The organism is Longitalea luteola (assembly GCF_017356035.1).
Lineage (GTDB): Bacteria > Bacteroidota > Bacteroidia > Chitinophagales > Chitinophagaceae > Niastella > Niastella luteola.
Window position 1 is genome coordinate 24,903 of record NZ_JAFIQX010000014.1, and the last position, 15,708, is coordinate 40,610.

14 protein-coding genes are annotated in these 15,708 nt (G+C 46.0%); 6 read left to right on the plus strand and 8 right to left on the minus strand.

Annotated elements, in window-relative coordinates:
- Nucleotides 1–320 precede the first annotated feature (320 nt).
- The 6 genes from rfbD to JUB15_RS25375 all read right to left on the minus strand — a co-directional run bounded on the left by rfbD (nt 321) and on the right by JUB15_RS25375 (nt 6,534).
- The gene (gene rfbD, locus JUB15_RS25350; protein WP_207515464.1) at nt 321–1,193 is read right to left on the minus strand and encodes a dTDP-4-dehydrorhamnose reductase; all 873 of its coding nucleotides are present in this window, start codon (nt 1,191–1,193) and stop codon (nt 321–323) included.
- 8 nt (nt 1,194–1,201) lie between these two features.
- A complete protein-coding gene (rfbC, locus tag JUB15_RS25355; protein WP_207515465.1) occupies nt 1,202–1,762 on the minus strand; it encodes a dTDP-4-dehydrorhamnose 3,5-epimerase in 561 nt (186 codons plus the stop codon).
- A gap of 125 nt (nt 1,763–1,887) precedes the next feature.
- Nucleotides 1,888–2,961 (minus strand): dTDP-glucose 4,6-dehydratase, encoded by a 1,074-nt coding sequence (rfbB, locus tag JUB15_RS25360; protein WP_242696512.1) that lies wholly within the window; start codon nt 2,959–2,961, stop codon nt 1,888–1,890.
- Nucleotides 2,962–3,039: 78 nt separating this feature from the next.
- Nucleotides 3,040–4,023, minus strand: a complete 984-nt coding sequence (locus JUB15_RS25365) for a UDP-glucuronic acid decarboxylase family protein (protein WP_207515466.1) — start codon at nt 4,021–4,023, stop codon at nt 3,040–3,042.
- 13 nt (nt 4,024–4,036) lie between these two features.
- A complete protein-coding gene (locus JUB15_RS25370; RefSeq protein WP_207515467.1) occupies nt 4,037–5,371 on the minus strand; it encodes a UDP-glucose dehydrogenase family protein in 1,335 nt (444 codons plus the stop codon).
- Nucleotides 5,372–5,400: 29 nt separating this feature from the next.
- Complete coding sequence (locus JUB15_RS25375; protein ID WP_207515468.1) at nt 5,401–6,534, minus strand: DegT/DnrJ/EryC1/StrS family aminotransferase; 1,134 nt, start codon at nt 6,532–6,534, stop codon at nt 5,401–5,403.
- Nucleotides 6,535–6,781: 247 nt separating this feature from the next.
- Here JUB15_RS25375 and JUB15_RS25380 point away from each other — a divergent pair, with 247 nt between their 5' ends.
- Nucleotides 6,782–8,164: a 3-deoxy-D-manno-octulosonic acid transferase gene (locus JUB15_RS25380; RefSeq protein WP_207515469.1), complete on the plus strand. Its 1,383-nt coding sequence runs from the start codon at nt 6,782–6,784 to the stop codon at nt 8,162–8,164.
- Here the strand turns inward: JUB15_RS25380 and JUB15_RS25385 are convergent.
- The gene (locus JUB15_RS25385) at nt 8,137–8,940 is read right to left on the minus strand and encodes a DUF8457 domain-containing protein (protein WP_207515470.1); all 804 of its coding nucleotides are present in this window, start codon (nt 8,938–8,940) and stop codon (nt 8,137–8,139) included. The genes JUB15_RS25380 and JUB15_RS25385 overlap by 28 nt on opposite strands.
- A gap of 93 nt (nt 8,941–9,033) precedes the next feature.
- On the opposite strand from JUB15_RS25385, the gene JUB15_RS25390 reads away from it, so the two are divergent.
- From JUB15_RS25390 to JUB15_RS25410, 5 genes are all read left to right on the plus strand, one after another.
- On the plus strand, nt 9,034–9,603 hold the full coding sequence (locus JUB15_RS25390) for a thymidine kinase (protein WP_207515471.1): 570 nt from the start codon (nt 9,034–9,036) through the stop codon (nt 9,601–9,603).
- 174 nt (nt 9,604–9,777) lie between these two features.
- Nucleotides 9,778–10,428: a heme exporter protein CcmB gene (locus JUB15_RS25395; protein ID WP_207515472.1), complete on the plus strand. Its 651-nt coding sequence runs from the start codon at nt 9,778–9,780 to the stop codon at nt 10,426–10,428.
- Nucleotides 10,429–10,673: 245 nt separating this feature from the next.
- The gene (gene ccsA / locus JUB15_RS25400; RefSeq protein ID WP_207515473.1) at nt 10,674–11,360 is read left to right on the plus strand and encodes a cytochrome c biogenesis protein CcsA; all 687 of its coding nucleotides are present in this window, start codon (nt 10,674–10,676) and stop codon (nt 11,358–11,360) included.
- 8 nt (nt 11,361–11,368) lie between these two features.
- Complete coding sequence (locus JUB15_RS25405) at nt 11,369–11,584, plus strand: CcmD family protein (RefSeq protein WP_207515474.1); 216 nt, start codon at nt 11,369–11,371, stop codon at nt 11,582–11,584.
- Nucleotides 11,585–11,839: 255 nt separating this feature from the next.
- Nucleotides 11,840–13,249, plus strand: coding sequence for a Glu/Leu/Phe/Val family dehydrogenase (locus tag JUB15_RS25410; protein WP_207515475.1), 1,410 nt, complete (start codon nt 11,840–11,842; stop codon nt 13,247–13,249).
- 116 nt (nt 13,250–13,365) lie between these two features.
- Here the strand turns inward: JUB15_RS25410 and JUB15_RS25415 are convergent, their stop codons facing one another.
- Entirely contained in the window at nt 13,366–15,708 is a 2,343-nt protein-coding gene (locus JUB15_RS25415) for a DUF2339 domain-containing protein (protein WP_207515476.1), read from the minus strand.

Genomic DNA, 15,708 nt, shown 5'->3' on the forward strand with positions numbered 1-15,708 from the left:
CATTGGATTGTTCCGGTGGAATTTATAACCGGTATGCGGCGGCAAATGTAGCAGGTAACGAAAGGCGATCTTCCATCGTCAACATGGAATGCCAAAACGGGGATATGAATTGTTGCTAGCAGCGGCTGGAATGCAATGTAATAATCTGCTAATACGCTAATGTGCTAATATGCTAATGTGCTAATGAAATACACCAATACGCGGAGTCAATCGGCAATCGTCAGTCGTCAATCGTCAATCGTTAATCGACAATCGTCAATCGATTTAAAACTTAAAACTTTGAACTTATAATTTTGAACTTTGAACTTAAAACTTTGAACTTATAACAGGTTAATACATTTTTGTAACGATTCTTTCCAATCCGGAATGGTACAGCGAAATGTTTGTTGCAATTTGGTAGTATCTAATAAGGAGAATGCAGGCCTTTTGGCCGGCGTGGGATATTGTTCGGTAGGAATAGGATTCACAACACAGGGGCTGTCCGTCAACTCTTTTATGGCAACAGCAAAATCATACCAACTTATGCGGCCCTGGTTGCTGTAGTGATAAATGCCAGACACCCAGTCGGCAGCTGACAATTGACTCCTCGTAATGATATGCATAATACAACCGGCCAGGTCAGCAGCATAGGTAGGTGCACCCACCTGGTCGCTTACTACATTGATGGCAGGACGGTCCTGCATCAGCTTCATCATCGTCTTTACAAAATTCTTTCCAAAGGAGGAATATACCCAGGCGGTCCTTATGATGATGGCCGAAGGATCAGTGGCTACACACAGCTGTTCGCCTTTTAATTTGGAAGCGCCATACAGGTTCACCGGATCTGTGTGCGCCTCTTCTTTATAGGGCACGGGTGACTGCCCATTGAAAACATAGTCGGTTGAAATATGAATGAAACGGGTCTTGTACGTTTTACAGGCTGCTGCCAGAATGCGTGTACCTTCTGCATTTACACTGAAAGCAGCCTCCTGTTCTGATTCAGCTTTATCAACTGCGGTATAAGCGGCGCAGTTGATACAATACGCGGGCTTATGTTCAGCAAACAGTTTTTGTACGGCAGCTTCATCATTTACCGGCATATTTTGATGCGTAGTAAATATGAATGTAAAATCAGGAAATGATGCGGCCAATACCCGTAACTCCTGCCCTAGCTGACCGTTGGCGCCGGTGACTACAATAACTGGTTGCGACATATAAAAGATTACCCTTTAAACTCAAATGGATTGATACAATTGGCAAACACAGGCAATACCTGGTCTTTATCAGATATGATGGCTTTATCCGCCGGTATTTTCCAGTCTATTTGTAAGGCCGGATCACTATACAGAATGCCCTGTTCGCTGGCCTTATTATAGAATTCATCGCATTTATACAACACTTCAGCCGTTTCGCTCAATACCGAGAAGCCGTGTGCAAAACCGGCCGGAATGTACAATTGCTTTTTATTGGCGGCAGATAATTCAATAGCGAATACTTTTCCAAAAGCAGGCGAACCTTTCCTGATATCAACTACCACATCGAGGATGGTACCTGCCAGAGCACGCACGAGTTTGGCCTGGGCGTAGGGCGGTGTCTGGTAATGCAATCCCCTGATCACTCCATACGATGAGCGGGATTGATTATCCTGCACAAACTGATTTTCAATACCTGCGCTTCCGAAAGTCTTTTGATTATATGCTTCGTAAAAAAAACCACGGCTATCTTCAAATACCATTGGTTCAAAAACCAGTAAACCTGGCAGTCCTGTTTCTATAAAAGGCACTACTTACTTATTTTGAGATTTTGAGATTGTTGGATTTTGCGATTTGGCGAGTTTGAGATTTACCGGCCTATTCGAAACAAGGAAATCCCGAAATCTCAAAATCCCGAAATCAGAAATTGCATTATTTATCGCTTGGCGTATTGCTCTTCATAATAATGCTGGTAATCGCCCGAAGTTACATGTTTTATCCAATCTTCGTTTTGCAGGTACCAGTCAACTGTTTTTTCCAAACCTTCTTCAAACTGCAGGGAAGGTTTCCAGCCCAGTTCTTTATTCAGTTTTGTGGCATCGATGGCATACCGCAGGTCATGCCCCGGCCTGTCTTTAACATAGGTGATCAGTTTGGCAGAAGTTCCTTCCGGCCTGCCCAGTTTGGCATCCATTATTTTACATAACAAATGGACCAGGTCAATATTCTTCCACTCATTGAAACCGCCGACATTGTATTTATCGCCTGTTTTTCCGCGGTGAAAGATCACATCGATGGCGCGGGCATGATCTTCTACAAACAGCCAATCGCGCACATTTTCGCCTTTACCATATACCGGTAATGGTTTATTATTCCGGATATTATTGATCATTAAAGGAATGAGCTTTTCCGGAAAATGATAAGAGCCATAGTTATTGCTGCAATTGCTCATCACCACCGGCAAACCATAGGTATGGTACCAGGCCATTACAAAATGATCTGATGAAGCCTTGGAGGCTGAGTATGGTGAGCGGGGATCGTACGGGGTTTCTTCGCGGAAGAATCCTTCTTCGCCCAGGGAACCATATACTTCATCGGTTGAAACGTGATAAAACCGTTTTCCCTCCATTTTCATGGGTGATTTTTCCCAGTATTTGCGGCAGATATGCAGTAAGGTAGCAGTACCCAACACATTGGTCTTTACAAATGCCAGCGGATCTATGATCGAGCGGTCAACATGGCTTTCAGCCGCGAGGTGGATCACTGCGTCGAATGCATATTTATCAAACAGGGCCTCGATGCTGGCTGCATCGGTAATATCAGCCCGTTCGAAACGGTAATTGGCAGCATGCTCTACATCTTTCAGGTTTTCCAGATTGCCGGCATAGGTCAAAGCGTCGGCATTTACGATCAAATAATCGGGATACTTGTTTATGAATAACCGCACTACATGCGAACCAATAAAACCGGCTCCACCGGTGATCATGATCTTTTTTGAAAAGGCACTCATAGTATATTATTAAACATAATGCAACGCATAACACTGAAACCAGCGTTATACGTTACCGTAAACGTTTGCTACAGGAATTTATTTCTTCGCCTGGAATTCTTTCGGTTGTTTGAACCATTCATCCTTCGGCAGCGATTTAAAGTACTCATAGGTGACTTTCAATCCCTCTGCGCGGCTAACTTTCGGCGCCCAGCCCAGCATTTCTTTTGCCCGGGTGATATCGGGCTGCCGTTGTTTGGGATCGTCAACAGGAAGTGGTTTATGAACTATCTTTTGGGTTGTACCGGTAAGTTTGATGATCTCTTCGGCAAATTCTTTCAGCGATATTTCATCAGGGTTTCCAATGTTCACCGGCAAATGATAATCGCTGAGCAATAACCGGTAAATACCCTCAATAAGATCATCTACATAACAGAAGCTTCTGGTTTGCGAACCATCGCCAAATACGGTGAGGTCTTCACCACGCAATGCCTGGCCAATGAATGCAGGCAGGGCGCGGCCGTCGTTCAACCGCATGCGCGGACCATACGTATTGAAGATCCGTACAATGCGGGTCTCTACCCCGTGGAAGGTGTGATAAGCCATGGTCATTGCTTCCTGGAAACGTTTGGCTTCATCATATACGCCCCTGGGGCCAACCGGGTTTACATTACCCCAGTATTCTTCATTTTGCGGATGTACCAGGGGGTCGCCATAGATCTCTGAAGTAGAAGCCACCAGTATGCGGGCGCCTTTGGCTTTGGCAAGGCCCAGGCAGTTATGGGTTCCCAATGATCCTACTTTCAAGGTTTGAATAGGGATCTTCAGGTAATCTATCGGACTTGCAGGAGATGCGAAGTGTAGAATATAATGCAGGTCGCCGGGAACATGAATGAATTTGGATACGTCGTGGTGATAAAATTCAAACTGTTCCAGCTTGAATAAATGTTCAATATTACGCAGGTCACCCGTGATGAGGTTATCCATGCCTATTACATGAAAACCTTCTTTTATAAAACGATCGCACAAATGTGAACCAAGAAAACCGGCAGCACCGGTTATTAGCACTCTTTTTCTTGCCATGAATCGGTTAATTTTATTTTTGTTTTACACCATTTTCAGGTTCGGCAATAGCGCGGCCCACACTTTCATAATAAAATCCTAATTCTTTGATAGCGTCTGTTTCGAAGAGGTTACGGCCATCGAAGATCACTTTATTTCTCAACGCAGTTACGATCTTCAGGAAGTTAGGGGTACGGAACTCATTCCATTCGGTGGCAATGACCAAGGCATCGGCGCCTTCCAGGCAATCGTACTGGTTCTCGGCATATTCGATCTTAGTACCCAGCAATGCACGTACGTTATTGATCGCTTCAGGGTCATACGCACAAACGGTAGCGCCTTCTTTTATCAGTTCATCAATGATATATAAGGCCGGTGCTTCCCTGATGTCGTCGGTATTGGGCTTGAATGCCAGGCCCCATAAAGCAAACCTTTTTCCTTTCAGATTATTTTTAAAGAACCTTTTGATCTTGGGGATCAGGTGCAGCTTTTGTTTTTCATTCACGTCCATCACCGCATTCAGGATCTTGAAATCATAATTTACTTCGTTTGATGATTTCACCAGCGCCTGTACGTCTTTGGGAAAACAGCTTCCGCCATAACCGATGCCGGGGAACAGGAAACGTTTACCAATGCGCTCGTCGCTGCCAATACCCCGGCGCACCATATCCACATCGGCCCCCAGCCGCTCACACAGCTGGGCTATTTCATTCATAAAGGAGATTTTGGTAGCCAGGAATGAATTGGCGGCATATTTGGTAAGCTCGGCAGAGCGAACATCCATATAAATGATAGGATTACCCGAACGAACGAACGGTGCATACAATTCGCCCATCACTTTGCGGGCCCTTTCAGATGAGGCGCCTATAACCACGCGGTCGGGTTTCATGAAATCTTCCACCGCTACCCCTTCGCGTAAAAACTCGGGATTCGACACAACGTCAAAATCCCCTACGTATGTTTTTGCAACTGCTGCATGTACTTTTTCAGCAGTGCCTACCGGCACAGTACTTTTATCTACAATAACTTTATAATCGGTCATAAGCTCGCCCAGGTCTTTGGCAACGCCCAAAATATATTTCAGATCGGCGCTTCCGTCCTCACCGGGGGGTGTTGGTAATGCCAGGAAAATGATCTCGGCGTCTTTGATACCTTCGTATAAGCTGGTGGTAAAGCGCAACCGTTCTTCCTTAAGATTACGGATGAACAGTTTTTCAAGCCCTGGTTCGTAGATAGTGATCTGGCCCGATGAAAGTTTTTCCACCTTCGATTTATCAATATCAACGCAGGTAACGTCGTTACCAGTTTCAGCAAAGCAGGTGCCGGTTACTAATCCAACGTAGCCTGTGCCTACAACAGCGATTTTCATTTTAAGGTTGTTTTAATATTTCCTGAACATTACTGTTTATTAATAAACTCCAATACCTTACCGGTAATGAATTGGAGCTGTTCCATACTTAATTCGGTATGCATAGGGAGGGATAATACTCGCTCGGTGAGCCAGTCTGTCGTCTTCAACTCAAACCTTGAACCACCAAAAGCCTCGAACATTTTCTGCCGGTGAGCGGGTACAGGATAATAGATCATGGAAGGAATGCCATGATCGGCCAGGAACTGGTGCAGGGCATCGCGGTTTACCCCTTCCAGCAACAAAGTATATTGATGAAATACATGGCTGCTGTAAGGCGCCCTGTAAGGAACCGTGATCCTGGGATTGCCGGCAAAAGCCTTATCATAAAAATCGGCAGCGCTGCGGCGTGCGGCAATGTATTCATCTAAAAGTGGCAGCTTTACATTTAAAATAGCGGCCTGTATGCTATCGAGCCGGCTGTTACAGCCAACGCGTTCATGGTAATATCTTTTTTTCATACCGTGATTGGCCACCATATGCAAAGCTTCAGCCAGCTTATCATCGTTGGTAAAAATGGCGCCGCCATCACCAAAACAACCCAGGTTCTTGGAAGGAAAGAAAGAAGTGGTACCAATAGTACCCAATGTACCCGTTTTTTTGCGGGTGCCATCGCTCAATTGAATATCGCCACCGATTGCCTGCGCATTATCTTCAATTACCGGAATATTGTGCCGGTTGGCGATCTCGAGTATGGCTTCCATATTCGCAGCATGGCCGTATAAATGAACCGGGATGATCGCTTTCGTTTTAGGTGTAATGGCCTTTTCAATAGCAACCGGATCGATACAATATGTTTTGGGATCAACTTCTACAAAAACAGGTGTCAGGTTCAGCAGGGCAATTACCTCAGTGGTGGCAATGAACGTAAATGAGGGAGTGATCACTTCATCACCCGGTTTCAGATCCAATGCCATTAAAGCGATCTGTAAGGCATCCGTTCCGTTGGCGCAGGGAATAACATGTTTTACGCCCAGGTACTTACTTAAGGCAGCAGCAAAGTCCTGCACCGCTTTTCCATGAATGAAAGCGGTACTGTTGATCACTTCCTGAATAGCCGCATCTACTTCAGCTTTTATCTTTGCGTATTGCTGCTTTAAATCAACCATTTGAATGGGCTGCATATCAACTCCTTTTTTTATCGAAATGGGCACAAACGTACTGCAAAAAAATGGTGTTAACAAGCCTAACCGAAGGCTGGAGGCACTGAAAAGCGGGCACCTGGAACCATATACCGAATTATTGTGGTGTATAATCAGTGCCCATTCTAATGGGATTTTATATGCATAACTTCTATAAAACCGCTAATTTGCCCTTTTTGTCTATTCTGGCGATAAAAACGACATTTGTTGGCTGAATTAAATCATTACCGTGCACCTGTTTATTTATAATATCTTTTTGTTCATATACGCTATTGGCATCCGTATTTCCTCACTCTGGAATCCCAAGGCCCGGTTATGGCTGAATGGGCGCGAGGATATCTGGCTGAAATTACAGAACATGCTTAACGCAGAAGGCCAAGGGCGGAAGGCCAAAGGCGAAAGGCAGCAAACAGAAGGCGCGCATCAAAACGCCGGGGGCTCTCCCCCGCCACCAGCCACCAGCCACTCACCGCTGGTCTGGATGCATTGCTCTTCCCTGGGCGAATTCGAGCAGGGCCGGCCGGTGATGGAAGCCATCAAACGGCAATATCCAAATGCCAAAGTATTACTCACCTTCTTTTCTCCCAGCGGTTATGAGGTGCGGAAAAAGAACTCCGGGGCCGATTACGTGTTGTACCTGCCAATGGATTCAAAAGCCAATGCCCGCAGGTTCATTAACCTCGTTCAACCCGACCTGGTGGTATGGATCAAATACGAATACTGGTTCTATTATTTGACCGAATTGAAGAAAAAACAGATCCCCCTGCTGCTGGTATCGGGCATATTCCGGAAAGACCAGCCTTTCTTCAAATGGTATGGCCGGTTGCACTGGTACATGCTGGAAAGCTTCGATCACCTGTTTGTACAAACCCAGGCGAGCAAGCAATTATTGGGCACCATCGGTTTTACCAATAACGTTACTATTAGCGGCGATACCCGGTTCGACCGGGTGGCGCAAATAGCCGAGCAGTTTCAACCGGTTGACAAGATCGCAGAATTTTGCGGCGACAGCCAGGTCATCGTTGCCGGCAGCACCTGGCCTGAAGATGAAGAGGAAATGGATCACTACGCGAACAGCCATCCGGAAATAAAGTTTATCATCGCTCCGCATGAAATAAACGAAGACCACCTGAAAGAAATAGAGAAGCTGTTCAAACGCAGCGTAAGGTATTCAAAGCTCACTGTTCCCAGCAGTTCACCGGTGCCTATTCCCCGCAACCGCCAACTCAACATTGAACCACCCAATACATTGATCATAGATAATATTGGCATGTTATCTAAACTGTACAAATATGCTACTATTACCTATGTCGGCGGTGGTTTTGGCGACGATGGTGTGCACAATGTACTGGAAGCAGCGGTATATGGGAAACCGGTGGTATTCGGGCCTGTGTACGATAAATACATTGAAGCTGTTGAACTGGTACAGCAGGGCGGCGCTTTTGTCATTAATACAGCGCTCGAACTGGAAAAAACATGCGAAGAGTTACTAACGAATGACAGTGCCTGGGAGGCAAGCTGTCAGGCCGCCCGTAATTATGTATATAATAATAAAGGCGCCACCGACACGATCATGCATTATATTCAGGAAAAGCGTCTTTTAACCAGCTGATAAAAATGGCGGGTGCTTTCTTTGTTTTCATCCCAACCCAGTTTTACTTTTAATTCTCTTTCGATCCAGTACTGGGCTTCGGGCAGTATGCGAAAACTGTTGATGGTCTTAATACTGCGTTCATACATTACTTCATCATTGCGGAAGAGCTCGCTGATAAATACGAAGCGGTCATTAATGCCGATAGCCCTGCGCAGGTCGCGTACCGGCGCATCATTCAGCACGTGGGCCACTTCCTTCACCTCTTCTTTTAACTTTTCATTAAGGGAGGCCTCTTTTGACGCCATTACTTCGTTCAATTCTTTTACTGCCTGTTGATGGGCAAGTGTGGGAATTTCGCGTAAGGGATCAAATTTCCACCCATTCTGCTCAACCTTCTGGGCTTCCTGATGATGGCCGTTATTATTTTTTTCCACAGTGCCGTTATTGCCGTTCACTGCTGCAACCGGTGTTGGCACTACAACCGGTATTTCCTCCGGAGCTTCCTGTACTTCAACGGGTGGCGTTTCCACTACAACGGGCGAAGGCACTGCCTTGGGAGGCGTTTGGGTAGTTTTCTCTTCCTTAGTTGGTATATGTCGTTGTTGATAGCTATGACCATTAGCCGCCGGCATCACCACTGCCACTTTGCTGGAATTTACAGGCCGGTGAGTGGACGTTGACATCTGTACCAATTCTGTTTCAATTAATTGAGTAGTTACTAATAGTTGAAACGGATCGGCATTTTGTGCAAATTGTTCATTTAATTTGCCAATAAGTTGTGCTAAACGTTCCATAATAAGCGGGTACTTTTTTATGGTTAGAGTTAATTGATTGATGGTTAGAGCTAATTGATAAAGTTAACAATTATTGTACCTATTTCCGTTAACATGTTTATAGAACCTAATATATCGGGTGAACGCCGGGGCAGTATTGAAGTGATTTGCGGGTCTATGTTTTCCGGAAAAACGGAAGAATTGATCCGGAGACTAAAACGGGCAAAGATCGCCAACCTGCGGGTAGAAATCTTTAAGCCTAAGATAGATGTGCGCTATGATGCGCAGAACATCATCTCACATGATGAAAACGCCATTCTGAGTACACCTATTGATAACTCCCAAACTATATTATTATTGCATGGAGATGCGGATGTAATTGGTATTGATGAAGCTCAATTTTTCGATGATCAGTTACCGGATGTTTGTGATCAGCTGGCCCTGAAAGGGATCAGGATCATTGTTGCCGGACTGGATATGGATTATACCGGTAAACCATTCGGGCAAATGCCCTTTCTGTTATCCAAAGCCGATTTTATAACGAAGCTGCACGCCATTTGCGTTAAATGCGGCCATATTGCCAATTATTCGTTTCGTAAAAAAACTGACAAAAGCCAGGTGCTGCTCGGCGAAAAAGATACCTATGAACCCAGGTGCAGGAAGTGTTATTATGAGCGAAGTTGAAAAGTTAACAAGTTTATAAAGTTAATAAAGTTGAGAAAGCTGAAAAAGAGGAATGCCGAAGTATAATCGTGAGCTCGAAGAATAAAGAACCATAAACCACAAACCATAAACCATAAACCACAAACCATAAACTCTTTCCTAGTAAACCAAAACAACACTTAAAACAAAACCGTCTTGAACCATATACTTACCCTTATTAAAAAAGATCTCTTGCTTGAAGTGCGGCAGCAATACACTTTCTACGGAATCTTATTGTATGTAGCATCTACCATTTTTGTATTATACCTGGCGATGGGCCAGCCCGAAGAAAAAGTATGGAATGGCTTGTTCTGGATGATCCAGTTGTTTATTTGTGTGAATGCAGTAGCCAAAAGTTTTCTGCAGGAAAGCCAGGGCCGCATGCTCTACTTTTATACGGTGGCCGGCGCCCGCGATTTCATGCTCTCGAAATTATTATTTAATGCGGGGTTGATGGTTCTTATGAGTATTGTAAGCCTGCTGTTATTCCAATTGCTCATGGGTAATCCGTTACAGAATCCCTTCCGGTTCATTGGATTTGTTTGCCTTGGCGGTTGCAGTTTAAGCCTTGTATTCACTTTCCTGGCTGCCATAGCGGCACGTGCCCGCCAGGGAGCTGCCCTGATGGCCATCCTGGGTTTTCCGCTGATCATTCCGCAGGTACTGTTGCTCATGCGCATGTCGAACACAGCCTTCGCCGATGTTATACAGGCCGGCCTGTGGCAGATCATCTTTTTGCTGATCGGGCTCGACGTGCTGGTGATCGCCCTGGCTATCATCTTGTTCCCGTTTCTTTGGAAGGATTGAGCTGTTACCGGTTACCGGTTTGCCGGTTTCCGGGGCTTCAGCGCGGCGAGGCCCGGCACCCGGCGCCTGGTACCCGGTAACCAATGATTACGATGACCCGACATTCATCCATATAACATTCAGACAGACATAAACAACCTTCTATTTAACTTCTTTTCCCCTAATTTTGCCCCACCTATTTTGGATCATTGGGTGGTACGATTGCTTTCAGGTACCAATGATCATTCAACAAACTACAGGACTCTATGCGCCAGTACTGGTGGAAAATACTAAGCATTGTACTACTGATCTATACCTTTATTGCAGGTCTTTTGATTCCGCTTCCCTATGAAACAGCTTATGCAAGCAGCAACCTGTACGAAAGCATGCGCAATTTCTTCTTTCATGTGCCCATGTGGTTCAGTCAGCTCGCTTTAATTACTGTTTCCCTGTTTTATTCCATAAAATACTTGCGTAACCCCAATCCTACGTACGACATTTATGCCACGGAATTTGCCCGCACCGGAACGGTATTGGGTGTGCTGGGGCTCATTACCGGCGCCATTTGGGCACAATATACCTGGGGGGCTGCCTGGAGCAACGATCCCAAACAGATCGGCGCAGCCATTGCACTGCTGATCTATGTTGCCTATTTTGTATTGCGTAACTCCATGCCTGATATGGATAAAAGAGGCCGGGTTGCGGCTGTATATAATATTTTCGCATATTTTATTTATATACCGATGATCCTGATCTTACCGCGGCTGACAGAATCACTGCATCCAGGTGGTAAGGGTTCAGAAGGGAATCCCGGCCTTGGTGGCAGCAGCCTCGATGCAACCATGCGCCTCGTTTTCTGGCCCGGCGTGCTGGGCTGGATCCTTTTATCTACCTGGATATCCACCCTCAGGCTGCGCGTTCGATTACTGGAAGAGAAAAAACATTCCGCATAAACTATTGTATGAAGCAACTAATTGTAACCCTGATCGTTTTATTTGTCCATTTACTGGCGAGTGCCCAGGACTCTGTGACCCATGTTGACCAAACGCGCACCGGTTTATATGCCGGAGGCAAGATCTATGTTGTGCTGGTTGTTGCGGTAACTATCCTGGTGGGTTTGTTCCTGTATGTGATCCGGCTCGACAGAAAGATTACCAAACTTGAGAAGAACAGCTAGTGGCCGGTAGTAAGTAGCGAGCAGGTTTGCTCGATTTTATCCTGACCACCTGACAATTTTTAACTTTGAAATGAACGCGGTGGAATGAAACGTTAGATGAATTGGTTTGAAGTTATAGCGGTAGCGATTTTTTTTTGATTTTAATGAAGTAAATGGATTGGGTGGAGCGGTTGCGGTTGAAGTCTCACAAGCCACTAGCCATTTACCACTAGCTTGTCATATACTGCTCAATACATAAACAAAAACAGCTTAGTCATGTCAGATTACAGTTTTTTTGGCGCGGTGGAAAAGAGCTTCGATAAAGCCGCGCAATTTACCGCCTGGGATCCCGGTATCCTGGAACAGATCAAACAGTGCAATGCCGTATACCGCATGCATTTCCCGGTTAAAATTGGCGATAAGATAGAAGTGATCAAAGCTTATCGCGTACAACACTCCCATCACAAACTGCCCTGTAAGGGTGGTATTCGTTTTGCCCTGTCAGTGAACCTCGATGAGGTAATGGCCCTTGCCGCCCTCATGACCTACAAATGCGCCATCGTGAATGTGCCGTTTGCCGGCGCCAAAGGAGGTATCACGATCGACCCTAAAAAATATACGCCGTATGAACTGGAAAAGATCACCCGGCGCTATACGTCAGAATTAATTAAAAAGAATTTCATTGGACCCGGCATCGACGTTCCCGCACCTGACTATGGTACCGGCGAACGGGAAATGGCGTGGATCGTTGATACCTATACAAGCATGCGCCCCGGCGAAATAGATGCACTGGGTTGCGTAACCGGAAAACCGGTTACCCAGGGTGGTGTACGCGGCCGCCGCGAAGCAACCGGACTCGGCGTTTTCTTTGGACTGCGTGAAGTATGTTCCATGAAAGATGTGATGGATAAACTGGGATTACCGGTTGGCGTGGAAGGCAAACGGGTAGTTGTGCAGGGTTTGGGGAACGTAGGGTACCATACGGCCAAATTCTTTCAGGAACATGGCGCCAGGATCGTTGGCTTAAGCGAATACGAAGGCGCTATCTACAACCTAGACGGGCTCGACATCGACAAAGTGGTTGAACACCGCAAAACAAAAGGTTCCATTCTGAATTTCCCCGGCAGCACCAATTTTACCAAAAATACCGATGCCCTGGAAATGGAATGCGATATCCTGATCCCTGCAGCACTGGAGAACGTGATCAATGGCCAGAATGCACCCAATATAAAAGCAAAGATCATTGGAGAAGCCGCCAACGGGCCACTCACGCCTGAAGCCGATGAGATCTTCGCCAAAAGGGGCATCCTGGTAGTACCGGATATGTACCTCAATGCCGGCGGTGTAACCGTATCATATTTTGAATGGCTGAAGAACCTTAGCCATGTACGTTATGGCCGCATGGAAAAACGCTTTACAGAAAACCTGAACAGCCATATACTTGGTCAAATTGAAGAGCTGACCGGCAAGAAAGTAAATGGAAAAGAAAAAGAGCTCATCATGCATGGCCCTGAAGAGGTAGATCTGGTACGCAGTGGTTTGGAAGAGACCATGATCACCGCCACCCGCGAGATCATGGAAGTGTGGAAAAGCAATCCGCAGATCCCTGATATGCGTACAGCCGCCTACGTGGTAGCCATCAATAAAGTAGGTACCAGCTATGCCGAGCTGGGCATATTCCCATAGGCTTGATAAAGAACTATATATTTATATCCCATCTGGTAATACCAGGTGGGATGTTTTATTTAAGACCGCTCGTATCGTTACACTTTGATTAAATCCATATTTTTCAGACACCGCACCTATTCTGCCTTCCGTTTTTCGTCGACCGCAGCTTCACCAAATAATACATCCTTATACTTATTATACAGGAACGACACTACCAACAATAGCACACCCAACGAAATAAAGGATAATGTTTTGGTTATGGTGCCCGAACCGGCCAGGTCGTACACGAACAACTTGATCAACGTAACGAGGAACAGACCGATGGCCGCCAGGCGCAGGTGTTTTTGCTTTTTTTGAATGCCCACTACGACCAGCATCATGGCATATAGCCCCCACACGATGCTCAGGCCTAATTTATATTGATTACCGGAACCCGAAACAGCTGTCCAGCATAAATATTCAGCACTAAGAAAAGCCAGGCACACACCATGCACGAGCAGCGGCCAGCCCTTTTGCACCCATGGTTCGGTGACGAATGCTTTAATGGTTCGGGAGCCGGTGTACAATGTAAAAGCAGTAATGCCAATGACAACATACCTGATCGCAAATTCGAGCGCACCAAAATAAGTGCCTCCATTTTTAAACCAGGTGTTTGTCAACCCATTTAAAACACCCAGCGCCTGCGTCACTAACAGGAACATCATCAACCCAATGGCGGCCAGTGCAAAAGTCGCCAGCATTTTACTGCGAAACCATCGCTGGTTAATTAACGTACAAACCGTGGTGAATACCATCGAATACAACAACAATACGACAAAGCCGAATGCCGGGATGCCGGTATCGTCCAATACATAAAATGGTTCATAGGGCGATGCCGTACTGTTCAGCTGCCTGAAATAACCGTTTATCTCGAGATGAAAAATGAAATAACAGGTGATCAATAACAGGGCGGGTAACACATAATTATAAAATACGAGATAAATACTGCCTGTCTCCAGGGCCGTTTGATATTTCTTATTTCTGTTATAATAAACAATAATACCCTGGGCAACAGCCACCAGCAAACCCGTTGCAAACACAATATTTATAAACGAATGAACAGCCAGTTTATCAGGGAAGGTAAAGCGCGCTGCATGATTGAACCAATCGTGCACCAGGCTTAAAAAGCTCAGCGCAGCCAGCCCTACCCCCAGCCTTTCATAAGCCGGCGCCTGGCGGGTGCGGCCGATCACAAATACCAATACCGCTTCGGCTGTCCATAACAGGGTAACCCAGTTACCATCCAGCTGCACTGGCACGGCAATGGTACAAAATACGATCACCAATCCCAGGATCAGGTAATACAGCGACCGGTCGGCCAGTTGTAACCGCCGGATCAGCTGGCTTACACCCAGATGAATACCCGCATTCAACAGTGTAAAAAGGCCCGCATAATTTGCAGCGGACTCCTGTTTCATCAGCGCATAACCAAAACCATAGAAGATAAAGGCATTGCCTAACAGGATCAAAACATCGTGTAACCCGTACTGCTCTCTTTTAATGATCTTGTAACCCAGGAATGTAGCATAAAACAGCAGGAAGTAAATGCCCAGGTAGCTCCAGGCGACAACTTTATGCTGACTGTACTCAAAGCTGAAAATGAACCAGCTGATATAAATGATCCAGGTAAGTGCGAAAGCTGCATAAAACAGGGACTTCCAGTACTTGCGTAATGACACGATCAGGATGCCGCTATTTATAACCGCGATGTACGCAAAGAAGACGGCATAGCGGCCGGAGTTATCGCTCAATAAAAATGGAATGGCGTACGCACCTATTTGCGCCAGATGCGCGATGATGACGCGATTGTACATAAATGCCGCATATACCGTACCGGCGGTAAACACCAGCATCAGTGCAAAAGCACCGGTCTGCGGCATCAGCTGGTAAAAGCTATATGCTGTATATGTGATAAAATATAACACGGCCAGTCCACCGCCCATCAGTACACTGCTATAAGCCTCATATTTTTTCTTCAGCCATACAGCTACGCCTATCAGGGCCGCTCCGCACAAATACCCCGCGATCACTCTCAACAGCGGGCTCACCATATCATGATCGATGGCGTATTTGGCGCCGATGAAAATACCTATAATGGTCACCAGTATGCCCACCTTGCTGGCAACATTCTTTCCAATAAATTCTTCAAACGAGGAGGTAGAACGGGGCGATCTTGTAATGGCAACCTTTCTTTGCGGCGGTGTCGGCGGTTTGGGGGCAGACGGGCGAGGCGCTTCAATTACTTCTTTTACCTCGATGGTTGTTACTTCAGATTGCTGTTCCGGTTCTACCGGCGAAGTATAGTTTATCGACAGTTTTAAAGCCTGCAGTTCCTCGATCAATTCAACCAGCTGGGTGCTGATGGCTGTATGCTGATGCGATAATTCCTGAATACGGCGGGTCAGCGCTTCAATTTTCTCATGGATAGCTTTATCCAT